This window comes from Nonomuraea sp. NPDC005730, assembly GCF_040630865.1.
Classification (GTDB): domain Bacteria; phylum Actinomycetota; class Actinomycetes; order Streptosporangiales; family Streptosporangiaceae; genus Nonomuraea.
The window spans coordinates 15,871-36,379 of the sequence record NZ_JBEXYK010000029.1; the positions used below are offsets into that span (position 1 = coordinate 15,871).

General features: G+C 66.0%; 22 protein-coding genes and 1 pseudogene. 13 read left to right on the forward strand and 10 right to left on the reverse strand.

Translation table 11 applies throughout. The annotated features are described in order from the left end of the window. Positions 1-729: 729 nt before the first annotated feature. A complete protein-coding gene (locus ABZ444_RS28485; protein ID WP_357968447.1) occupies positions 730-939 on the reverse strand; it encodes a hypothetical protein in 210 nt (69 codons plus the stop codon). A 13-nt stretch (positions 940-952) separates the two neighbouring features. Here ABZ444_RS28485 and ABZ444_RS28490 point away from each other — a divergent pair, with 13 nt between their 5' ends. The 12 genes from ABZ444_RS28490 (at position 953) to ABZ444_RS28545 (ending at position 11,416) form a co-directional block, all read left to right on the forward strand. Beyond that, positions 953-1,414 carry a hypothetical protein gene (locus ABZ444_RS28490; protein ID WP_358003118.1) on the forward strand — a complete coding sequence of 154 codons (462 nt, stop codon included), beginning with the start codon at positions 953-955 and terminating at the stop codon, positions 1,412-1,414. 1,105 nt (positions 1,415-2,519) lie between these two features. Next, a complete protein-coding gene (locus ABZ444_RS28495) occupies positions 2,520-2,996 on the forward strand; it encodes a hypothetical protein (protein WP_357968453.1) in 477 nt (158 codons plus the stop codon). Then, entirely contained in the window at positions 2,997-3,683 is a 687-nt protein-coding gene (locus ABZ444_RS28500; protein WP_357968456.1) for an SAF domain-containing protein, read from the forward strand. Next, entirely contained in the window at positions 3,683-4,441 is a 759-nt protein-coding gene (locus tag ABZ444_RS28505; protein WP_357968459.1) for a hypothetical protein, read from the forward strand. Before ABZ444_RS28500 ends, ABZ444_RS28505 begins: the two co-directional genes overlap by 1 nt. Next, entirely contained in the window at positions 4,438-5,808 is a 1,371-nt protein-coding gene (locus ABZ444_RS28510) for an ATPase, T2SS/T4P/T4SS family (RefSeq protein WP_358003121.1), read from the forward strand. The genes ABZ444_RS28505 and ABZ444_RS28510 overlap by 4 nt, the downstream gene beginning before the upstream one ends. After that, on the forward strand, positions 5,805-6,668 hold the full coding sequence (locus tag ABZ444_RS28515) for a type II secretion system F family protein (RefSeq protein ID WP_358003124.1): 864 nt from the start codon (positions 5,805-5,807) through the stop codon (positions 6,666-6,668). Before ABZ444_RS28510 ends, ABZ444_RS28515 begins: the two co-directional genes overlap by 4 nt. Further along, positions 6,665-7,504 (forward strand): hypothetical protein, encoded by an 840-nt coding sequence (locus ABZ444_RS28520; protein ID WP_358003127.1) that lies wholly within the window; start codon positions 6,665-6,667, stop codon positions 7,502-7,504. Before ABZ444_RS28515 ends, ABZ444_RS28520 begins: the two co-directional genes overlap by 4 nt. A gap of 12 nt (positions 7,505-7,516) precedes the next feature. Beyond that, entirely contained in the window at positions 7,517-7,729 is a 213-nt protein-coding gene (locus tag ABZ444_RS28525; RefSeq protein WP_358003130.1) for a hypothetical protein, read from the forward strand. Positions 7,730-7,764: 35 nt separating this feature from the next. Beyond that, positions 7,765-8,130 (forward strand): TadE family protein, encoded by a 366-nt coding sequence (locus ABZ444_RS28530; protein ID WP_358003132.1) that lies wholly within the window; start codon positions 7,765-7,767, stop codon positions 8,128-8,130. Next, on the forward strand, positions 8,127-8,546 hold the full coding sequence (locus ABZ444_RS28535) for a TadE/TadG family type IV pilus assembly protein (protein ID WP_358003135.1): 420 nt from the start codon (positions 8,127-8,129) through the stop codon (positions 8,544-8,546). The genes ABZ444_RS28530 and ABZ444_RS28535 overlap by 4 nt, the downstream gene beginning before the upstream one ends. 3 nt (positions 8,547-8,549) lie before the next feature. Continuing rightward, on the forward strand, positions 8,550-8,981 hold the full coding sequence (locus ABZ444_RS28540) for a pilus assembly protein TadG-related protein (protein ID WP_358003138.1): 432 nt from the start codon (positions 8,550-8,552) through the stop codon (positions 8,979-8,981). After that, a complete protein-coding gene (locus tag ABZ444_RS28545; RefSeq protein WP_358003141.1) occupies positions 8,978-11,416 on the forward strand; it encodes a LysM peptidoglycan-binding domain-containing protein in 2,439 nt (812 codons plus the stop codon). The genes ABZ444_RS28540 and ABZ444_RS28545 overlap by 4 nt, the downstream gene beginning before the upstream one ends. 6 nt (positions 11,417-11,422) lie before the next feature. Here the strand turns inward: ABZ444_RS28545 and ABZ444_RS28550 are convergent, their stop codons facing one another. The 7 genes and pseudogenes from ABZ444_RS28550 to ABZ444_RS28580 form a co-directional block, all read right to left on the reverse strand. After that, positions 11,423-12,457: a serine hydrolase domain-containing protein gene (locus ABZ444_RS28550; protein WP_358003144.1), complete on the reverse strand. Its 1,035-nt coding sequence runs from the start codon at positions 12,455-12,457 to the stop codon at positions 11,423-11,425. Between the two features lie 82 nt (positions 12,458-12,539). Then, positions 12,540-13,619: a glycosyltransferase family 4 protein gene (locus tag ABZ444_RS28555; RefSeq protein WP_358003147.1), complete on the reverse strand. Its 1,080-nt coding sequence runs from the start codon at positions 13,617-13,619 to the stop codon at positions 12,540-12,542. Beyond that, positions 13,616-14,158: a hypothetical protein gene (locus ABZ444_RS28560; RefSeq protein WP_358003150.1), complete on the reverse strand. Its 543-nt coding sequence runs from the start codon at positions 14,156-14,158 to the stop codon at positions 13,616-13,618. Before ABZ444_RS28560 ends, ABZ444_RS28555 begins: the two co-directional genes overlap by 4 nt. Continuing rightward, positions 14,155-14,688, reverse strand: a complete 534-nt coding sequence (gene dcd, locus ABZ444_RS28565; RefSeq protein ID WP_358003153.1) for a dCTP deaminase — start codon at positions 14,686-14,688, stop codon at positions 14,155-14,157. Before dcd ends, ABZ444_RS28560 begins: the two co-directional genes overlap by 4 nt. Continuing rightward, positions 14,685-15,281 carry a hypothetical protein gene (locus ABZ444_RS28570; RefSeq protein ID WP_358003302.1) on the reverse strand — a complete coding sequence of 199 codons (597 nt, stop codon included), beginning with the start codon at positions 15,279-15,281 and terminating at the stop codon, positions 14,685-14,687. Before ABZ444_RS28570 ends, dcd begins: the two co-directional genes overlap by 4 nt. 97 nt (positions 15,282-15,378) lie before the next feature. Then, positions 15,379-15,900 (reverse strand): annotated as a pseudogene (locus ABZ444_RS28575) (metallophosphoesterase); the annotation flags it as partial. Then, the gene (locus ABZ444_RS28580) at positions 15,897-17,213 is read right to left on the reverse strand and encodes a hypothetical protein (protein ID WP_358003156.1); all 1,317 of its coding nucleotides are present in this window, start codon (positions 17,211-17,213) and stop codon (positions 15,897-15,899) included. The gene ABZ444_RS28580 and the pseudogene ABZ444_RS28575, both read right to left, overlap by 4 nt. Before the next feature lie 351 nt (positions 17,214-17,564). Between ABZ444_RS28580 and ABZ444_RS28585 the strand changes: the two genes are divergently transcribed. Beyond that, positions 17,565-18,380 carry a class I SAM-dependent methyltransferase gene (locus ABZ444_RS28585; protein ID WP_358003159.1) on the forward strand — a complete coding sequence of 272 codons (816 nt, stop codon included), beginning with the start codon at positions 17,565-17,567 and terminating at the stop codon, positions 18,378-18,380. A 209-nt stretch (positions 18,381-18,589) separates the two neighbouring features. Here the strand turns inward: ABZ444_RS28585 and ABZ444_RS28590 are convergent, their stop codons facing one another. Further along, positions 18,590-18,772, reverse strand: coding sequence for a hypothetical protein (locus tag ABZ444_RS28590; protein ID WP_357986226.1), 183 nt, complete (start codon positions 18,770-18,772; stop codon positions 18,590-18,592). 138 nt (positions 18,773-18,910) lie between these two features. After that, positions 18,911-19,969 carry a cobalamin-independent methionine synthase II family protein gene (locus ABZ444_RS28595; protein ID WP_358003162.1) on the reverse strand — a complete coding sequence of 353 codons (1,059 nt, stop codon included), beginning with the start codon at positions 19,967-19,969 and terminating at the stop codon, positions 18,911-18,913. Positions 19,970-20,509: the final 540 nt, after the last annotated feature.

A 20,509-nucleotide genomic window follows, 5' to 3' on the forward strand; every position in this document is an offset into this window, starting at 1 on the left:
CCCTCCGGACAGTTTTCCGCATGGCTGTCCAGCTTCACGAGGGCAAGCAGTCCCTCTCTCAAGACGGCCACGATGACGCCCTGACGGCCGAGAAGCTGATCTCGGTACGCCCGCGCCCTGCTATGGCTGTGCAGGACGTCCACGACGGTCACCCTCATACCGATCTTCTGATGGGCGCTGGTCATGGCCCGTCCTGGCGGACTCGTTCTGGAACAAGAACAGGGTCCGGCGCGCGCTGGTGATCGCTCCAGGCCCGGTGTTGGGCACATGCGAAGAGTCGAATCGGCTGCACAGGGGCTGCGGACAGGCAGTGATGAGAGGACGGGTGTGTCATTCCGACAAGCAGAGCAAGTGCACTGGGGAAAGGCAGGATGACAAGGCCGGACAGGTGCGGACAGGAAGGAGACCCCGAGTGGTTACGGCGGCGATTGGCACGACGTGAGCGCCGTTGGTCCGGCCTGGCGTCGGTGGAGAATGCGTCGCGCTGACTTCACCGGGTGAGCTATACACGTGCATCTGTGTAAGAGATCAGGCGTTGGCTGTGTGAGATCGCTACGAGTCTGGTCGTGTTCGCCGTTCCCAGGCCATGGGCTGCCTGGGACGCAGGAGACTCCGCAGCGGGGACACGCCGTGGCGTCGAACAGACGCATCTGTTCGCTCTGAGGCGAGGAGGCGACTCTCAGCCGTGCCGCCTCTGCGCCCCAGGAAGTGATGGACTGATGCGAGCGTCTACTTGGCGTTGAGCTCGGTCACGATGTCGGCCTGGCGGCTCTCCACCGCAGTCTTGATCACGGCCGCCAGCCCAAGCGCCACCCCTGCGATGATTGCGGTGATGATCACCCATTCCACCGCTGACGCCCCCCGGCTCGAAGCGATGCGAGCATCCTGAATTCGCCTGATCAGAAATGCCTTCATAGAGGTCATCCAGGAGCGCTTCATACCGAACCCTCACTTGACGAAGTTGACCAATTACTTAAAGTTATCTTCTCTGGTCAACGGAAACCGGGAGATGGGAGAACGGGTGGCAGTACGAGTGTGGACGGCGGCAGGCATCCTGGTGGGTGCTCTGATGCCGGGAGCGACGGCACACGCAGGCACAACTGAGGGCTGGCAGGCCAGCTACGGCGACGGCAGGGTGATCGTGCTACCGGATCGATCCGCGGTCAAGGTCTGCGACGGAAGGGTCGACGACCGCGTCTACAAGGCGGTCTGGATGAACGACAACAAGATCGACGCGCGAAGGCCGTTCGAGGTGCGTGCCCCTCAGGGGGGCTGCGAGACCGACAGTTCGGTCCTTGGTGATGTGTGGGTTTTCAAGCTCTGCTGGGGACATCTCGACGCCAAGCGGCATGCGGTCTGGGAGAGATGCGGGACGCCGGTTTGGGCGAAGCCAAGGCCTGACGATGTGAGATAGAAGGCGCGAGGGGGCGGGGTGGCTCCCTCGCGGCGCTTCCCTTGACGCCATCAAGGCGGCTCGCGCCATTGGGGGCCGGCGAGTTGGTGTCGCGCATTTCGTCGTGCCGTCGGGTCGGTGAGTGCCCGTTCGGTCTAGGTGGCACCTCGCGCAACGCTTTTCAGGACGCGCTGTTCTCGGTCTTATTGATGCATTTATCGAACCATATGCCACCGTTTGGGATCATGTAATCACTTGGAGTCGAAATGGCGATACTCGTGGGGTCTCGCGCCCGTGCCGCAACTCTTTTGCTCGTTCCGTTGGTCGTAGGGGCATGCCAAGCGACGCCTTCCTCGGCTCCGCCTCCACGCAGATCGATGCCCACGACGCCGACCGCTGTGGCGACAGAGCAGGCTACCCGTCCGCACGACCTGATCGTGCAGACGTACTCGGCATACTGGTCCGTCCTCGCCGAGGCGGGGAGGTCGTCCCCTGAGAGAGCGCGCGAGTTGCTGCAGCCGTACGCGAGGGGCGGCTATCTCGACCATCTGGTCGACGGCGTCCGACACATGGTCGCCCAGGGGCGCGAGCCGTTTGGTCAGGCCGTGCCTCGAATCAAGGAAGTACGGGTGAGTGGCGCATACGCCGAGGTCACAGACTGCCTGGATATGTCGGGTGCGGCCATGGCGGATCGCCGCACTCACCGGCTTCTTCCGGAGACTGCGGACGCCAAAACCACCACGACGGTTACGGCAGTTATGGAACGTTCCCATGACGGGCGGTGGCGGCTGACGGCCCTGAGTATGAAGGGAACGACATGCACCTCGCCGTCGCGGTGAGCGCGATCCTGGCTACGGCATTGCATGGGCCGCCGCATGACGACAACGGAGCCGTCCGGTTGGGCGGGAACTGGGTCACGTACAGCTCACACGGGCGGCAGGTGAGCCCTGGTAGCACCGCTCAAGGGGCCCGGAGAGCGTCGGGTGGCACCTTCAGCGGCTGCCATAGCATCGACGGGGGCTCGATCAGCTACATCGAGTGTGAGCGCGGTCCTGACAGTAAACGGAACATCTTCAACGCCGTCGCTCCTGATCAGCCAGGTCCTGGGGTCTCGCCAGAAGACCTCATGAAGGAGGCGCGACGTCTCCTCACTCCGCCGCAGCCGGGGATCGTCACCGCGCCACCCCGGGGAAAGAACGGCTACGTAGGGCTGCGGCAGTTCTTCTGGGTGCAGCCCGCTCAGTGGCATGCGATCAGCAAGAAGGTCACGGCAGGACCCGTATGGGCCGAGGTGACCGCCACTCCCTCGAAGCTGACCGTTCAGCCCGGCGCGGGACAGAAGGTCCTCACATGCTCGGGCCCGGGAGCGCCCTATGACCACGCGAAATCTCCCGACGATCAGAACCTTGGATGCACCTACGTGTTCACGCAGTCGAGCGCCGGGTTACCAGGGGCGCAGTACCAGGTGAAGGTCTCGGTGGTCTGGACGGCTCGATGGGCTGGATCGGGTGGCTCCGGCGGGCCGGTGGCACCCATCACTACCTCGACGACGTTCCCGCTGCGCATCGGCGAGGCGCCGGCGCTGGTTGGAAGGGGTTCCTGAATGGCTCGCGAGACGACTTCCGATGCATCGGGACAGCTGTCCGTAGGTGAGCCGCCTCCGACACGTGCTCCCAAGCTCCTCTCGCAGCCGCGTCAGCGCCGGCGTAGCTCGCTGGTGTTCGGGACGCTGGTGGTCGCTGGCGGCGCATTCCTCACCGTCCAGACGGTCATGCGGTTGAACGATCGTGAGCCGGTGCTGGTGGTCACCCAGGATGTGGCGCTCGGGCAGCCCTTCACCGCGCAGAACATCTCGACTGCCATGATGGGCGCCGACCAGGCCGTCGCCGCTGTCGGCAGTCATGAGCTACAGCGGGTGATCGGCAAGCGGGCGGCCGTCGACCTGATGAAGGGCGTGCTCGTCCAGTCCCGGATGGTGACTGATCAGGTCACACCCCTGGCTGATCAGCAGCTCATTCCGATCGCCGTCAAGCCCAGTCGGCTCCCAGCCAGAGGGCTACAACCCGGTGATCGACTTCTGGTCGTGCCCGCCTCGGATGCTCAGACCGTCCCTGATGACGTCAAGGCATCGTCCGGAGGGGTCGAGGCTGTGGTGGATCAGGTCAAGGGGCCGGACAACGACGGGCTGATGGTGGTGGACGTACTTGTGCCCAGTCATGAGGGCCCCAGACTCGCCGCGCTGGCATCAGACGGGAACATCGCCATGGCCTTGACGCCGAGGAGGCCTTGATGGCGATGTTCGCGCTGATGAGTCCGGGCGGGTCTCCCGGGGTCACCACCACGGCACTGGCTACGACGTACGTCTGGGAGGGGCGGGCGCTGCTGGCCGAGTGTGACCCTCAGGGCGGCAGCGTTTTGCAGGGTTTCCTGGCCGGAAGCATGGACGGGCACGAGTACGGGCTGCTGGAGCTGGCCTTGGCCGCCGCTCACCACTCGGACCCGGCCATCGTGTGGAAGCACGTCATCGCACTTGATCAGGACGCGAGGAAGTGGTTACTGCTTCCCGGACTGCGTGATCCCCGCCACCTCGTGCAGTTGGAAGGTGCCTGGGAGACCGTTGCTGGAGTCCTCATGGCCGCTCAGGAGAAGGTCGATGTGGTCGTCGACGTGGGTCAGATCGGCCGGTCCGACACGCCGATGAGCCTGATCGCGGCCTGTGATGTGGCGGTGATGCTGGTGCGGCCGACACTGCGGCATGTGGTGCAGGCCCGCCCGCGGCTCGACGCGCTGGGGCGCCGGGTAGGAACGGATGTCTCGGTCGGGCTGTGCACCGTCGGCGGTGGGCCGTACACCTCTCAGGAAGTCAGCAAGGCGCTCTTCGACCTGCCTGTGCTCGCGCAGATCCCTGACGACTGGAGGGCGGCCATGGTGTTGTCGGATGGCGTGCCGGCCAGGAAGTCCTTTCATAGGTCCGGCTTGTTGCGCGGTGCTTCACGGTTGGGGTCGGCGATGAGGTCGCATCTGGAGAAGAAGGTGACGGCGCCATGAGCGACTCCTGGCCGCCGCGGACCACGATGGATCCGATCGTCCTTCCGCAGGCCGAGGTGGTGTCCGACGATGGGGCGTTCCGAGAGGCGGTCTTGGCCGTATCGGTCGCGGTCGCCGACGATCTGAGGGACAGCGAGGATCGCGACGACGCCCGGCGGATCATCCAGACGCACGTCCAGCGTTGGGCCCAGGGCCAGGTCGGCTCCGGAAAACCAGTGAGCTTCGCCATGCAGCGTCAGCTGGTGGAAGCGGTGATCGATGAGCGGTTCGAGCTGGGGGCGCTCACTCCGTATCTGAAGGACCCGCGGGTGGAGAGCATCGATCTCAACGGCTGCGATCAGGTGTGGATCACCTTTGGAGACGGACGATGTGAGCGCGGGCCGGCAGTCGCCGCCAGCGACGACGACCTCGTCAAGATGATCCAGATGTGGGCGCTGCACAAGAGCTACAACCCACGCGAGTTCTCCGCGGCCAGCCCGCTGCTCAACGTGGCGCTGCGACCGGCGGAAGGCGATGACGGCGTCGGCGTACGGCTCAGCGCCACCATGGCGATCACCCGCCGCCCCTGCGCCAGCATCCGCTGCCACCGCCTGGTGGACGTCACCCTGGATGACCTTCTCAAGCTCGGCACGATCAGCCGCAGCCTGTATGCGTTCCTTCGAGCCGCCGTACTGGCGCGGCTGAACATCGTCATCACCGGTGGCACCGCGGCGGGCAAGACGACGTTGCTGCGTGCGCTCGCCTCTGTGATCGATCCGGTGGAGCGGCTGGCGACGTTGGAGTCGGACTACGAGCTGTTCCTGGATCGCCTCACGGACCGCCACCAGAACGTGATCGCCTTCCAGGCGCGGCAACCCAATTCAGAAGGCGCCGGCGGCATCGGGCTGAACGATCTGATTCCGCACTCTCTGCGTAAGAACATCAAGCGGATCATCGTCGGTGAGGTACGGGCGGATGAGATCGTTCCGATGTTCGAGGCCATGAACACGGGACATCCCGGCTCGATGTGCACCATCCATGCCGACGGCACCGAGGAGATCTTCAACAGGATCGTCATGCTGTGGACCCGCGGTGTCGGAGCTCAGACACCGCCCGCCGTCATCCACCTCAACACCGGCGAGACCATCGACCTGGTCGTGCACCTGCGTCTTGACCCGGTGACCAACACACGGTTCGTGTCCGAGGTCCTGGAGGTGCTGCCGCCGGCCGACAGCGAGATGCCGAGCCGCAACCACCTCTACAGGCCCACCGGACCTGGTGGCCGGGCCGTGCCCGACATCACGCCGCAGTGCCTGCCCAGGCTTAAAGCCGTGGGTTTCGACCCCGCACATCTCGATCCCATGGCTGCTCGATGGGAGATCCGATGAACGGCGCCCTGCTGGCGGGACTCGGCAGTGCCATGATCCTTGGCGGCGTCATCTGGACAGTCATGGCTCTGCGTACGTCGGCCACCGATCTGCCCGCCCGGCCCCCGTCGCGCTGGATCGCGGTCCGTAAAGCGGTCCACGAACATCACCGGATGGTCGCCGTGTCATTGGCGGCAGCCGCTGTGGTCTGGGGGTTGACCGGCTGGCCAGTGGCCGCCGTCGCTACCGCCGCTGCGGTGTTCGTACTTCCCAAGGTTATGACCGGGCGGGCCGCTACGGACCGAATCCGCAAGCTGGAGGCATTGGAGCAGTGGACCCGCAGGCTGGCTGACCTGCTCATCGCCGGTCGGGCTCTGGAACAGGCGCTGGAACACAGCGCGACCCGGAACGTCCCGCCTGCCATCGCCGCGCCGGTGACCGCGCTGGCGCGCAGGCTCCGCGTCACCCGCATGTCGACCGAGGACGCGTTGCGATTGTTCGCAGACGAGGTGGACGACGCCGTCGGCGACAGGATCGCCGCCGCCCTCATCCTGGCCGCCCGTCGCCGCGGCAAGGGGGCCAGCGCCGTGCTCCAGCAACTGGCCGAGCTGGTGGCCAAGGACGTCTCCGATCGTCGGGAGGTGGAGGCGGCCCGGGCCGAGCACCGCACGACAGCGCGCTGGATCATCGCCATCCTCGCTGGGTTCGGCGCGCTCGCAGTTGCCCAGAAGAGCTACGTCGCGCCGTTCGGTACTCCGCTCGGCCAGCTGGTGCTGGCCGTCGTGGTGCTGTTCTACGCCGTGACACTGGCATGGCTGCATCGGCTCGGTCACGCCGCTCCCGGCTACCGGTTCTTGAACGGTCCCGGAGCGAAGCGATGAACCTACTGGCCATGGCAGGCGGAGCACTGTTCGCCCTCGGGCTGCTGATCGTCTTGAATGAGCTGTTCCCCGGCCCTCCGAGACTGGATGCCGCGCTCGCCCGGCTCGCCGGGCAGCCCGCCCCGGCGCGGGCAGAATGGATCAGGACGCGCCTGTCCCGGCTGCCGATCCCGCGCGACGACTTGGCGCTCTTGGGCATCAGCGTGGAGCGCTTCACCGCCCAACGCGTCGTCTTCCTGCTGGTTGGTCTGCTCTTCCCGGTGCCGCTCAATCTGATGTGCACGCTCGCCGGCGTTCCGCTGCCCTGGTCCGTTCCCGTAGGTGCCGCCGTGGTGCTCGCCTTGTTGTTCGTGCTCATCCCAGACATCAGCACGCGCCGCCAGGCCCGCGAACGCCGCCAGGAATTTCGGGCCGCCCTCGCGACGTATCTCGACATGGTCGCCTTGGAGCGGGCCGCAGGCTCTGGTCCTCCTCAGGCGCTTCAGGCACCTGTGGACATCTGCAGCGGATGGGTGTTCGGCCAGATCGCCCAAGTCATCCAGCACGCCAAACGCGCAGGCGAGCAACCCTGGAGAGGACTCGGAGCGCTCGGAGACCGCGTCGGCATCGCGCAACTCACCGAACTCGCCGACATCGCGGAGGACGCCGGATCCGAAGGCACCCGCGTCCTGACCACCCTCCTGGCCAAGGCCCAATCCATGCGTACGGCCGCCTTGGCCGACGCCCGAGCCGCAGCCAACAGCCGCACGAGCGAGATGCCGATCGCGATCGGCGTTTCCGTCTTCGGCTTCCTAGTGCTCGTCTGTTTCCCCGCCATCTACCGCATCATGAGCTGAAAGGGAGCGACCATGCCCAAGCTCCTACCGCCGCAGGCCGCGTACTGGACCGCGCTGGCGAGCCTCCTCAAGGACCGTCTCCAGCGTGCCCGCCGAGAACCTGAGAAGGGCGCGATGTCCGCGGAGGCGATGATCATTATTGCGGCGTTGGTGCTGGTCGCGGTCACCGTCATGGGCATCGTCACCGCCAAGATCATCGACAAGGCGAACTCGATCGACTTCTAGACAGGTAGCCGATGTCCCGCGCTGATCGGGGCAGCGTGACCGCCGAGGCGGTGATCGCCCTGCCCATCCTCATGCTCGCCGTCATGGCCTGCATGCAGATATGCCTGCTGTTCTTCGCCCAATCGGTTGCGCTCGCCGCCGCCCAGCAAGGAGTACGGGCCGCCCGCGCCTACGGTGCTGCCCACACCTCCGGAGCCGGCGTGGCCAGGCAGTACGCGGAACGAACCGCCAGCGGCCTCCTGACCTCGATCAGCGCCGCGAGCACGGGTGACTCCAACACGGTTCGAGTCACTGTGACGGGCAGATCGCTGTCCCTGGTGCCGTTTCTACCGGCGATCGACATCTCCGAGCAGGCGGCCGGAGCCGTCGAACGCTTCAGCCCGGCAGAAGGCACACCATGAAGGAGCAAGGCAGCGTCACCGTCGAAGCCATTCTTGCCATCACGGTCATCATGCTGATCATCTTGGTCGGCGTGGCCGTCGGCCGCATCACCGTCGCCGGCGCCGCGGTGGAAGCCGCTGCTCGGGATGCCGCGCGCCAAGCGTCAATCGCTCGAACACCCGCCGCCGCTGCCCGTGAGGCAAAGGCCAGTGCCAAAGAATCGCTGGCTGGTCATGACGTGCACTGCAAGGCGGTCGCGGTGACGGTGAACACTGCAGGCTTCAGCCGCCCGGTGGGCACTCCGGCTGACGTGTCCGCATCGGTCTCCTGTTCCGTGCCCTTGGCGGACGTGGCCTTCCCCGGGCTGCCCGGCAGCATCGAGCGGCACGCCACCTCCCTCAGCCCGCTGGATCCCTACAGAACAAGGGGAAGGTGAGCCATGCGACGGTGGACGTCGCCGGACAGTGAGCGCGGCTCGATCACGCCGTACGCCCTGATTCTCGTCATGGTCCTGATGCTGTTCGTCGGCCTGGTCGTCGATCTGGGAAACAAGTTGAGGGCCGGATGGGAGGCGGTTGGCATCGCTGAGGAAGCCGCCCGAGCGGGGGCAGGACAGATCGATCGTGCCGCGGCCTATCGCGGTGAGAAGCTGGTTGTCGACCGCGGTGCCGCTCTTCGTGCGGCGCGAGAGCATCTGTCTCGCACCGGCCATCAGGGTGACGTCGTCATCTCTGGGCCCACCTCTGTTCGGGTCACTGTCACGGTCACCAAGGCGACCTGGCTGCTTGCCCTGATAGGCATGACCACCGTATCCATGACGGCGCATGCCGATGCGAACCTGGTCGCAGGCGTAGAAGGGCCTGGCCGATGACGATGCTTCGCCTGCTGCGTGCTGTGGCCGCCTTCGTTGTACTGCTTTCAGGTGTCGTCGGTTTCCCCGTCTTGTTCTGCAAGATCGTGGGATCCCCCGTTCCCGATCATCTGCCGAGCTTGCGCGAAGTCGCTGAAGTGTTGAGCGCGCCTGCCGACGGAACGCTCTTCGTGGCCGGCCTGGAAGTTGTCGCATGGGGAGCATGGGCGGCCTTCACGGTGAGCGTCCTCGTCGAGGTCATCGCCAAACTGCGAGGCCGACGTGCCGTACCTCGGCTCGCTGGTCTTCAAGGGATGCAACGCGTTGTCGCGTACTTGGTTGCCTCGGCGACACTGGCAGTCCTCACTCCAGGGGTCAGCAGTGCCGCAGCTCCGCCAGACGTGATCGCCGTGGCGACCGCGCATCCACTGGGGCAAGCCGTCACGCCAGATGTGGAGTCGCCTCCAAGGGAGCGGATCTACCGGGTGAAGGAGGGGGACTCCCTCTGGGGCATCGCCGACGAGGAACTGGGCAGCCCACGCCGTTGGCCGAAGATCTGGAAGGCCAACGCCGGATCACGGCAACCACATGGCCGGACCTTCACGAATCCAGGTGTGATCCATCCTGGTTGGAAGCTTCGCATTCCGCTCAAGCGCTCAGAGATCTCCCGTGCAGTGCCCCCAAGGCAGCAGCCGCCGGCGGCAGAACCGACTTTGGCCAAACCGTCGATCACGCCATTCCAGCAGCGTGAAAGCGATGATGTCGTTCAGCTCTCGTCGGGCTCGTTGGTGGCTCTGTCGTACGCCGCTGGGATCAGCACCGCCTATATCGCTGGTCGTCTCCATCGACGCCGCCGGCGAGTTCCCCCAACCTCCGACGAACCTGTGGTTATCAGTCCTGAGCCCGAGCCGCCAGCCCCTGTCCTGGAGCTACACCGTGCCCACCGTCGAGCGTTCGCCCAACGCGCCGAGCCGATACCCGCCGATGGGGAGCTGATCCAGCAGGAGCACTCGATCGATGTCCCCGACCAGATCCATCTGGGACAGAGAGGGGACGGCTCGCCGCTACGGGTCGCCCTTGAAGGACCTGGGTTTGGTCTCACCGGTGCTGGAGCAGATGACGTCGTTCGTTATCTGATCGTCGACCTGCTTCGTCAGTCGAGCAACTACCGCGTTCAGATCATCATCTGCTCGGCCCTGGTGGAGAAGCTGTTCGGTCTGTCTGGAAAGGAGGTCGAGCAGATCGGCGCCGCGCTGCCGGGGCTCCTGCTTGCCGCCTCGCATGAGGACGCCTTGCGGCAGTTCGAGGAGATGTACTTCATGCGCATGCGGATGGTGCTCGAACGCGAGTCGACGGACATCGGCGAAGTACGCCGAAACGATCCAGGCGAAGCCCTGCCTGCCACCCTGCTCATCGCCGAACTCGATGACGAGGTCTACGAGCACGCCACGGCGCCTCTCACAGCCGGCCGGCGTGCAGGGGTGGGCGGCTTGTTTTTGGGGTCCTGGCCAGAGGGCATCACTTGCGACATCGGCGAGACACATCGCGTCGAGGGGGGTGGCAACGACTCGTTGATGGACGCGCTCATGTTCCACATCAACAAGGACGAGGCTGCGGCTCATCTACGCCAGCTTATTCCGGACAAGGAGGACAGTCCTGCGCCTGCGCCTGCGACAGGCGAAGAACCATGTGATTGGCCGGCTTCAACGCCTGTTCGCCTGACGGTTCTCGGTCATCCTGCTGTACACGTTCGTGGCCGGTCAGAAGCACTGACGCTGAGTTGGCTGCAGCTGAGCACGTTGACCTATCTCGCCCTGCATCCGAACGGTGTGACCCGTGATCAGCTGGCCACCGCGCTCTGGCCCGACGATCTCGGCAAGGACATCCACAACGCTCTCCGACATCTCCGAGGCGCACTTGTGGCTGCGACAGGGCACAAGAGCGTCGAAGCGAAGCGGGCACCGTTCATCAGTGCCTCGACCACGAAGGACTCCGCGGTCTACCGCATCGATCGCGACCTCATCAGCGTTGACCTCTGGGACTACGAAAAGGCGCTGGAGCGGATCAGGTCGGCCGTCGAGCCGGCCGACCGTCTCGTTGCCCTCACGAAGGCGGCCGAGCTGTGCACCGGCGAGCTGGCGGAAGGGCTCACCGCGGAGTGGATCGAGGACCAGCGGTATCCGTTGACCCGCTCCCAGGCCGACGTTCTTGCGCAACTGGCGGAACACCTCACTGACGTGGACGCCGAGGGCGCGTTGGCCGCGCTGGAGCGTGCCCGCCAGCTGGACCCCGATACAGAAGAGACGTACTTCCGTATCATCCGGTTGCAGCTGCGGCTCGACCGGCGCGACGATGCCTCGCGGACCGCCGAGCTGCTACGTCAGCACCAGCGCAGCCTTGGCGTGCCAGGGGACTATCGGACGGAGAAACGCTTGAGCGAGGTGCTCCACAGGTGACGCCACCTACGCGAACGCCAGGGCTCGGAAGGCGTTACGGATCTCGGTCAGCGGCTGGCGGTCGCGACCGTAGTAGAGCTTGTTGGTCAGCAGCGCTGCCCATCGATCTTGCTTGGGTGAGATCCACATCCCGGTCCCCGTGAAGCCGTAGTGGACGAAGATGCCGTCAGCGGGATCGGTTCCGGCGGCCGGGTGCCAGAACAGGCCTCGCGCAGGCTGTAGATCTCCCGTTTGCACTCGGAGGGACTCCTGGATCCAGGCGGCGCCGAACCCCCGCCCGGGGCTGGGAGCGAGTAGATGCCGCAGGTACTGCGCCAGATCAGGCAAGGTGGAGAAGACGCCGGCGATTCCGCACACCCCGCCGAGCAGCCGAGCCGAGAAGTCATGGGCTGTGCCCTTGAGGTGTCGGCCGGTCTCCTCGTCGTATTCAGTGGGGGCGCAGCGCCCGATGAGCGTGGGTGGAAGGGGGCCGAAAGTGGTGGTGGTCATCCCCATGGGGCGCCAGACGTGCGCCTGAGCGAGTCGGTCCAGCGGAGCGCCGGCGAGGTGTTCGCCGAGGAACCCGAGGATGAGGGCGGCCCGGTCGGTGTACTCGACGGCCTGGCCCGGTGGGCGGTGCAGGGCTTCCCGGAGGACGCCGTCCCGGATCTGGCGCGGATCGCTGCCGTAGAGGTTCTTGAGGTTGGCCCGCAGTGGCAGGCCCGCGGTGTGGGTGAGGAGTTGGCGTATGGTGACCGGGCCGAGCTCGAAGCCGTCCAGCTCCGGCATGTGAAGCGAGAGCGGGTCGTCCAGGCTGAGGCGTTCCTGTTCCCAAAGCATGCCGATGATCGACCAGACGGCGACGATTTTGGTGAGGCTGGCGGCATCGAAGACGGTGTCCTGGGTCATGGGCTGGTCCAGGTCGCGGGGATCGAGCAGACCGCAGGCACCGGTGAGTTGAGTGCCGTCGGCGTCGCCGACGGCCCAGACCGCGCCGGGATAGACCTCCTGGTGGACGCCCTGTCGGAGGAGACTCTCGATGTGGTCGGGATCGGGCGTCATGATCTCCCTCTCGGTGGGTTGCTGCGGTTGCCAGGGTAGTAACGGACTCTGGCGATGGGCGGCCAGCCGCATGGACGAGCCGTCAGGTGATCTGGTCGCCCAGTCTGGAGAGTGCCTGGGCGGTGCTGCTGATGGGGAAGCGGCGTGCGTTGGCGAGGCCTGCGGTGCTCAGCTCGGCTCGCGTGCCTCGATCGCGTTTCAAGGTTTTCAGCGTGGAGGCTAGCGCCGCTGGATTGGTGAAGTCAGTCCGAAGCGCCGTGCCGCCCAGGACGTCGGTGAGCCCGGGGACAGGCTGGTAGAGGACGGGCAGACCGCACGCTTGGGCTTCGACGGCGACCAGGCCGAAGGCTTCCAAGGTGGTGGACGGCACGGCGAGTGCGTCGTGATCGCTGAAGGCGGCCCACAGCTGAGGACGATCGAGCCAGCCTAGGTAGTGATGATCACAACCGGTTCGACGAAGGTGTTCAGCGAAGCGAGCGTACTCGCGGACTGGGGCCGCGATGCTCAAGGTCATGTCACTGATGTCCGCGCATGCCGCCGCCAGGGCTGCAACACCCTTTTCGGCTGTGAGCCGTCCCGCGTAGAGCAGGCGGAAGGGTTCATCACTCGATCTGCACGGTCTCGGCGGCTGTTGCAGAAGGTCGTCAGGGATGCCCCACGGGATGTGTTCCACCTTGGCGACGTCCACGTCGGCCATGCCACGCAGGGCGTCAGCCATCGCGGGCGTCGGCACCACGATCGCGGTCGCCCAGTGGGCGCTCTGGCGCAGGACTTGGCGCTGCGTCGCGTTGGAGGTGGCGCAGAGCAGGTCTGTGCCGTGGACAAGGGCGATAGTCGGACGCCGGGGGAGCGCACGAAGCAGCGCAGGTGTGGCGCCGAAGGTCAGGTGCTGCAGATGTGTGACAGCTCCGTCGTCAGGCATGAGGACGTTGGCCATTGCGGTGCTGAGGGCATGGACGTAGGTCCAGAAACGCGGCCCAGTCAGGCACTTGCCCTCGACCCTCAGGGCTTCGAAGGGCGGCGCGGGCGGACTGCCGTTGTCGAGCATGAACACGCGTGCGGAGATCAACGGCTCTGCACCTCCGTATAGATCGTGGAGCAGCTCAACGCTGCCGCCGGCGCTTCCCAGAGGGAGGTCCAGAGCGGTGACGACGGGGTTCATGGGTGGCCTCCGCCCGAGCGGATCTCCAGGTAGAGACGGGAGACGTCGATGCCGGTGCTGGCGGTGTACTTGCTGCCGTGCTCCTGGTAGCTCGATGAAGTTCCAAAGATGTGGAGGAACACGAGCTTGCCGAAGGTCATGCCGGGATAGACCCGGACGGGACGTGCGACTCTGATCTCCAAGGTCCAGGGGATGGCGTGCCCAGTGTGGCCAAGCGGAGCGGAGACATGGACCCAGATGCCCAGGGCCCCGATGGTGCGATTGCCGTTGAGAAGCTGGGCGTAGCGCTCTGACCAGGTCCGCTCGCAGGTTACGCCGAGGTAGAGCAGGCCTGGCGAAAGTGCCGTGCCGGATTCGGGGATGGCGAGTCCCTCGAAGTCGGCCGGGCGGGCGACGTCCAAGGCCCCATCGCAGATCCTGATGCGATCGCCCAGGCGCCAGTCGTAGGCATTGGGAGACAGCCGCCGAGGATCGTAGGGCTCGATGGTGATGTGGCCCCGATCGATCGCGGCGCCGATGGCAGCTCCGGTCAAGATCATGACGCACCTGCCTTCAGCCGGTCGCGCCAATGCTGGGACGGTTGTGGGCCAAGGGAGTCTTGATACTTGCCGCGATACAGGGCGACGGCGCCGGCGGACACGAAGAACATGATTTGTCCGATCTTCATGCCGGGGTAGACCCTCAGCGGGCGTACAGGGGAGAGCATCAGGGTCCACTGGCCGTGGAAGCCGAGATCACCGATCGGCGCAGCGATCTCGACGAACAGGCCGAGCCGCTCGACTGACGATCGGCCGAACAGCAGTGGCACGAAGGTGTCGGAGCCGACCTCTTCAACGGTATGACCGAGGTAGAGCTCCCCTGGGAGCAGAACGTGGCCTTCGCTGCCGATCGTGACAGCTTGCGTGGGGTTGAGCTCGTAGGCATCGATCACGGGCGCGGTGTAGGTCAGCAAGGTGGGTCCGAGCCGGATGTTGTAGCTGTTGGGGTTGACCTGCTCGGGGCTGAACGGGTGGATTCTGATGCGGCCATCGTCGGCCGCGGCACTGATCTCAGGCCCTGTGAGAATCACCGGGCGTCGCCTCCTTGACCCGTCAGAACGGCCTGTACGGCTTGATCGAGTGGCAGCTTCGGCCCCCTCCAGTGCCCGCCGAGGAAGGTGTCGGCCAGGTACTGGGTGGTGATGGTCTGCCGTGGTTGCCTGATGCGCGGATCACGAGCGACTACAAGTGGTCCGAGCGGGAGGGCGAGCTCGCCGAGAAGCGCATCCCAGGTGCGGGTCTTCGGCAACGTGGCGTAGACGAGCTCGTTGCCGTGCGGCTCGATGGTCAGGAGGTCTCCTTCAAGGAGAACGCTGCCGAGAGGAGTCGGACGGAGGCAGGTTTCGTTGAGGACGACGGCCTCCACCTGAAGGTGCGAGCGGAGCTGTCGCGCGATCTGCGTCAGGAGCTCGCGGCGGTCGAGGGGCGTATCGCGGAAGGGCATGGCAAGAGTGCCGCGTGGTATGGCCAGGCGGGCTGACAGGGCCTGGATCTGCGCAGCCAGACGAGCCACGGGATCGGCCACGCCAGTGGGTTCCGAGAAGACCTGAGCTCGAGCTGCCCAGTGCTGGCCGTCGGGGGCGGCTTCCGCGTAACCCGCGCTCAGCTCGTAGCCCTTGACCACGATCGTGTCCCCCTACGCGCACCGGCCCGTACTGCTCGCTGTGGCAGTGACCGGAAAAGATCACTGAGATGAACGGGCAGGCGGCGGCCAGGGCAAGGTCGCTCTGGAAGCCGGAGTGGCTGAGCAGGATCCAGTCGCCGACGTCCTCGGCGTACCGGTGCCAGAGCGCTTCGAGGGCAGGGACAGGAGGAAGGACGGCGTGATCGTTGCGGTCTCCGAAGGGGATGGTGAGGAATGCCTGTTCGCCGAATACGGCGGTCACGCCCACCCGCCGGCCATTGATCTGCACGATGTGGACCGGTCGGAACAACGGTTCTCCCGTGCCGGCGTCGATCGTGTTGGCACACACAGTGAGTGAGCGGATGTCGGGTTCGAGGTGGTGTCGCCAACCGTGATTGCCGGGAGCGATGACGTCGTAGAGCAACACCAGAGCCTGCCGCTCGATGTATCCGCCGCCGAGCCGGTAGTAGCCGCTGCCCTCGAAGAAATCGCCGCAATCGACGATCAGCGCCCGATCACGTACCGCGTGCAGGTGCGTAAGCATGGGCAGCGACCGGTCGAAGCTGGAGTGAACATCGGTGGTGGCCACGATGCTCTCCAGCACGCGGTGATCGGTCATGCCGCTTCCTCGGTGATGTCCGCGCCGAGCAGCCGCAGCTTGCTCGGCAGATCGGCATGCCCACGACGTAGTTGGGCCATGCCCCTTACGGTGGTTACCCCCGTGGCGGTCAAGGCGGCGATGATGAGGGTGGACCCGCTGCGGATGTCGTTGGCCGTCACCTGGGCACCGACGAGCCTCTGGGGACCGGAGAACCGGCACTGGGTCGCCGACAACTGCTCGATGACGGCACCGAGCCGGGCAAGTTGCGGGATCAGGTTGCCGTGCCGCCCGGGGTTGATGGCATCGGCGAACAGGTGCACTCCCGGCGCCCCCAGGGCCACGGCCATCAGCGGCGGCTCGAAGTCGGCGTCCAGCCCGTCCGGCGCTAGGGACGCGACCGCGCGCAGCGGCTGTCCGCTCAGTTGAGTGTCGATTGCCTGCACCGTCAGCGTGTTCGCACCGGCATGGGCGGGGATGCCGAGCCAGTCGAACGCCTCGATGGCCGGCAGGACGTCCACCGCCCGGACTCCCTTGATCACCGCACATCCCCGGCTCACCGCGACCGCGCAGGCCAGCGTGACCGCCTCGACCTTGTCCCCGGGCACCTCCCAGAGGAGCGGAGCCCAGACATCGTCGGACGGTGGCACGAGATTCACCGCGACCTCGTCCCCGCACACGTCCCAGCCAGCTTCTCTGAGGAACGCCATGATCTCCACCACCTCAGGTGACAGGTTCGGCTGGAAGAGGGTCAGCCGGCAGCGGTCGACGACCGCTCGGAGCATGGCCGCCACGGTGGCGCCACGGGACCGGAACGGCAGTGAGATCTCCATCGAGAGCGTTCTGGTCGCTGCCCTCTGAACCTGATAGCCCTCGCTGTGCAGGAGCACTCGATCCGCGAAGGCCTCGTAGATCCGGAAGTGCAGATCCATGCCCCGCTCTCCGATGGCACAGCCGCCGGGCCATGGCAGGCGTGCTTGTCCGCAGGAGGCGAGGAGTGCAGGTACCAGGTAGTAGGAGGCGCGGATGCGGGCGGCGTCGGCGAGTTCTTGCGGTTGTCCATTGAACGAGATGGGCTGAATCACCACCTCCTCGGGATTGGTGACCGATCGGGCGACGCTGTAGCCGCACTTCTGGAGGAGACCGAGCATGGTCTCCACGTCCTGGCACTGCGGCACGTTGCTCAGATGCACGAGTCGTCCCAGCGCTGCGGCCGCCCCGATCAGGGGAAGGGCTGCGTTCTTCGAGCCATCGACTCGAATGGAGCCGACCAACGGCTCCCCACGGCGGATGGATACCGCTTCAGCGACTGACAGAGCCGAGGACTTGGTCATCTGGGATCCCTTTCTGAAAGCAGCCGTACCGATCGAGCTGGTACGTCGGCGGACTTGACTGCTGTCAGTAGATGGCCTGCGACTGAACGCTGTCAGGATGACATGGAGGGACACACAAGGACGTCGGAAGGCATCGGCGCATCCGAGTCGACTGGTGATCTCGTCGATGAGAGCGACTTGCCGCAAGCGGAGCCTTCAGCCTTACCGCTCTTCATGACCGTGCCTAGTACGAGTGCTACAGCGAGGCATTCCATCCTGAAGTGGCAGTTCTGGCGGGTGGACTGATGGAGGAGCAAGGCCCGACCGAACATGGTTCGTCCCGGCCGTTGGACGACAGCTAGGGTGTCCGCCATGCAGGACGAGGTCTACCACTACAACGAGGAACGCTGGGAAGCCCTTGTGGGGGCGGAGGCGTTGTTCACCCGTCCTATGCTCGACCTGGACGCGGAGAAGGCTCAGGCCTATCTGGGCCTGGAGAGGCTGGGCATCCCCGGCGACCTGGCGGGCCGGAAGGTGCTCTGCCTGGCGGGAGGGGGCGGGCAGCAGTCTGCGGCCTTCGCTCTGCTCGGAGCCGACGTGACGGTTCTCGACATCTCGTCCGGGCAGCTGGAGTGGGACCGCTTGGCCGCTGAGCACTACAGCGTCGGCATCCGCACGATCCAGGGAGACATGCGGGACCTGTCGGCCCTTGACGACTCCTCGTTCGATCTGGTCTGGCATTCGTACTCGCTGACCTTCGTCCCAGACTCCCGGATCGTTTTCCGTGAGGTCGCGAGAGTCGTCGACGAAGGCGGCTACTACTGCCTGATGTGCGCCAACCCGTTCTTCTCCGGGCTCACTCACCACTCGTGGAACGGGGAGGGCTACACGCTGAAGCATCCCTACACGGACGAGGCCGCGACCTGCTATCCCGACCAGGACTGGGTCTACGACCGCAAGCCGGCCGGCCGCCGCATTCGCGAACCCCTGGAGTACAGGCAGACACTGAGCCGGATCGTCAACAGCCTGATCCGGGAAGGCTTCATGCTGCGGCTCCTTTCTGAGGTCCGAGGTGACTACCCGGGGGCGGAACCGGGCAGTTGGGCGCACTTCACGGGCGTGGCCCCGCCGTGGCTGGAATCCGTCTGGCAGTACTGCCCGGCATCCTCGGAAGGCGAGGGTGTCTGAGGGCAGGGGTGACCGCGACCTGCGAATGTTCCAGCGGTGAGCCTCTTTTATCCTGAGTAGCGGCCCCCCTTGACGAGTTGCAGCTTCCGGGGCGGCCCTCAAAGCGCAGGTCGGCGGGTCTTACAATCCGGCCACGAATGAGGAAGATCGCCGCCTGACCGGCCATTCGTGACGCGACCGGCGGCCGCGCTCACCCTGGCCACCATCCACTACACGCCGGCCAGCGCGGCGGCCAGGCGCTCGGGCTCGGCGCTGGTCAGGACGCTCTCGCCGAGTTGGTGGGCGAGCACCTTCAGGTGCGTGGCGAAGCGGGCGCTGACGTCGGTGACGACGTCGACCGAGTCGACTGGCCGGTCGACGTCAGCGTCCGCGGGAGCGGGCAGGCTGGTCACAGCCTGGATGGCGGTCGGCGCGGTTCAGCACTTAGTAGGCGGGTAATGCTGCGGTCCGTGCGCCGTACCCCGCCCAACTCCTTGCGGGTAACCTGCTCGGCCTTGGGCAACGTTCTCACGGACGGGCAGGCGGAACGATCAGATGCCGAGCTCGGCCGAGGCCAGCTCTGTGCCCTCCAGCCGGGCCCGGATCTTGGCGAACGCCGTCTCCCGTGAGGTGGAGGTGTCGTCGGCGAAGGGCGCGAACCCGCAGTCGTCACAGGTGCCCAGCCGGTCGGCGGGCAGGTGGCGGGCGGCGGTCAGGACGCGGTCGCGGACCTCCTCGGCGGTCTCGACACGCGGGTCCACCGGGTCGATCACGCCGACGAAGACGCGCGCGTCGGCGGGTAGGTGTTCGGCGGCGACCGTCAAGACCTTGCCCGGGTCGGCTTCGCTGGCCAGTTGGAGGTAGAAGTTGCCCGCCTTGAGCCGGAACAGCTTGGGCAGCAGGGCCGCATAGTCGACGTCGAGGCTGTGGGTGGAGTCCTGGTCGCCGCCGGGGCAGGTGTGCACCCCGATGCGCGCGCGTTCTGCGTCGGTGAAGCGCTCGAGAACGCTGTTGTTGAACGCGACGAAGTCGTCCAGCACCCCGCCGCTCGGGTCGAGCTTGAGCGAGAGCCGGCCTTCGGTGAAGTCGAGTTGCACCACGTGCGCCCCGGCCTCCAGGCAGCCGCGGATGTCGGCCTCGGCCTGGTCGGCCAGGTCGGCCAGGAACGCCTCGCGCGGGTAGCCGTCGATGCCCTCGGCCGGGTAGAGCAGGCTCAGCGCCGACGGCGCGATGACGGCCTGCTTGACCGGCACGCTCGCGTGGCGCTGGGCGGCGCGCAGGTAGTGCTCGGCGTGGACCTGGTAGCGGAACGGTCCGGCCGTCAGCCGGGGCAACTGCCGCTGGTGCCCGTCGACGAAGGGGATCACCACGCCGTCCGGGACGAGCCCGGCGAGCCCGGCGATCGGGTAGGTGGCGAAGCTGGGCTTGGCCTGCTCGCCGTCGGTGACCACCGGCGAACCCAGCTCTTGGAGACGGTGGACGGTGTCGCGGACGGCCTGTTCCTGCGCCTCGGCCAGCGCGGACGCTCCCTCGGCCGGTTCGGAGGCTGCGATGGCCAGCAGGGCAGGCGGGCGGGGGATGCTGCCGATCGGCTCGGTGGGGAGTGTCATGATGACAGCGTAGATAACGAGGCGTATCTGATCAATCGCTTCCCGTGCGTGTGGTCGCCCGCTTCGCGGACCACGGGTTGAGGAACCGACGGGCAGCCGTTGGCGCTGAGAATGTCGGCGGCCGGGCGCAGCAGCTCAGGCTCGGGGCACTCCTCGGCGCGATTGGCGCAGGTCACCTCCAAGCAGCTCATGCCACATGTAGAGGCAGGCGGGCACAGCGTGTGCCATCGCAAGACTGTCTCTCATCGCGTACCAGGCCGACGATCTCCTTGCGCTGCTTGGCGTTCCGATAGGGCTTCGAATTGTTGCGCGAATACCCCTCCAGATTAAGTGGTGGGAAGTAGGCAGGGTATATCGCGAGGTCACGTGCTGGTCCGAGACCTGTGGTGCGCTCCGACTCGTGGTGCAGTCACCGCTAACGAAGGAGCGATCGAAGCGGCGAGAAAATCCGACAGACAGAATTGCGATTCACGCAAATGTGAGGCATTCGAATTCATGTATTTCTTCGACTTGGTCACTAGGCATATCACGCCTAATTTC

Coding starts and splice junctions, on each gene's coding strand:
- ABZ444_RS28485 (WP_357968447.1), bottom strand. CDS start 939: ATGAAGCGCTCCTGGATGACCTCTATGAAGGCATTTCTGATCAGGCGA.
- ABZ444_RS28495 (WP_357968453.1), top strand. CDS start 2,520: ATGAAGGAGGCGCGACGTCTCCTCACTCCGCCGCAGCCGGGGATCGTC.
- ABZ444_RS28500 (WP_357968456.1), top strand. CDS start 2,997: ATGGCTCGCGAGACGACTTCCGATGCATCGGGACAGCTGTCCGTAGGT.
- ABZ444_RS28505 (WP_357968459.1), top strand. CDS start 3,683: ATGGCGATGTTCGCGCTGATGAGTCCGGGCGGGTCTCCCGGGGTCACC.
- ABZ444_RS28510 (WP_358003121.1), top strand. CDS start 4,438: ATGAGCGACTCCTGGCCGCCGCGGACCACGATGGATCCGATCGTCCTT.
- ABZ444_RS28515 (WP_358003124.1), top strand. CDS start 5,805: ATGAACGGCGCCCTGCTGGCGGGACTCGGCAGTGCCATGATCCTTGGC.
- ABZ444_RS28520 (WP_358003127.1), top strand. CDS start 6,665: ATGAACCTACTGGCCATGGCAGGCGGAGCACTGTTCGCCCTCGGGCTG.
- ABZ444_RS28525 (WP_358003130.1), top strand. CDS start 7,517: ATGCCCAAGCTCCTACCGCCGCAGGCCGCGTACTGGACCGCGCTGGCG.
- ABZ444_RS28535 (WP_358003135.1), top strand. CDS start 8,127: ATGAAGGAGCAAGGCAGCGTCACCGTCGAAGCCATTCTTGCCATCACG.
- ABZ444_RS28540 (WP_358003138.1), top strand. CDS start 8,550: ATGCGACGGTGGACGTCGCCGGACAGTGAGCGCGGCTCGATCACGCCG.
- ABZ444_RS28545 (WP_358003141.1), top strand. CDS start 8,978: ATGACGATGCTTCGCCTGCTGCGTGCTGTGGCCGCCTTCGTTGTACTG.
- ABZ444_RS28550 (WP_358003144.1), bottom strand. CDS start 12,457: ATGACGCCCGATCCCGACCACATCGAGAGTCTCCTCCGACAGGGCGTC.
- ABZ444_RS28555 (WP_358003147.1), bottom strand. CDS start 13,619: ATGAACCCCGTCGTCACCGCTCTGGACCTCCCTCTGGGAAGCGCCGGC.
- ABZ444_RS28560 (WP_358003150.1), bottom strand. CDS start 14,158: ATGATCTTGACCGGAGCTGCCATCGGCGCCGCGATCGATCGGGGCCAC.
- ABZ444_RS28580 (WP_358003156.1), bottom strand. CDS start 17,213: ATGACCAAGTCCTCGGCTCTGTCAGTCGCTGAAGCGGTATCCATCCGC.
- ABZ444_RS28585 (WP_358003159.1), top strand. CDS start 17,565: ATGCAGGACGAGGTCTACCACTACAACGAGGAACGCTGGGAAGCCCTT.
- ABZ444_RS28595 (WP_358003162.1), bottom strand. CDS start 19,969: ATGACACTCCCCACCGAGCCGATCGGCAGCATCCCCCGCCCGCCTGCC.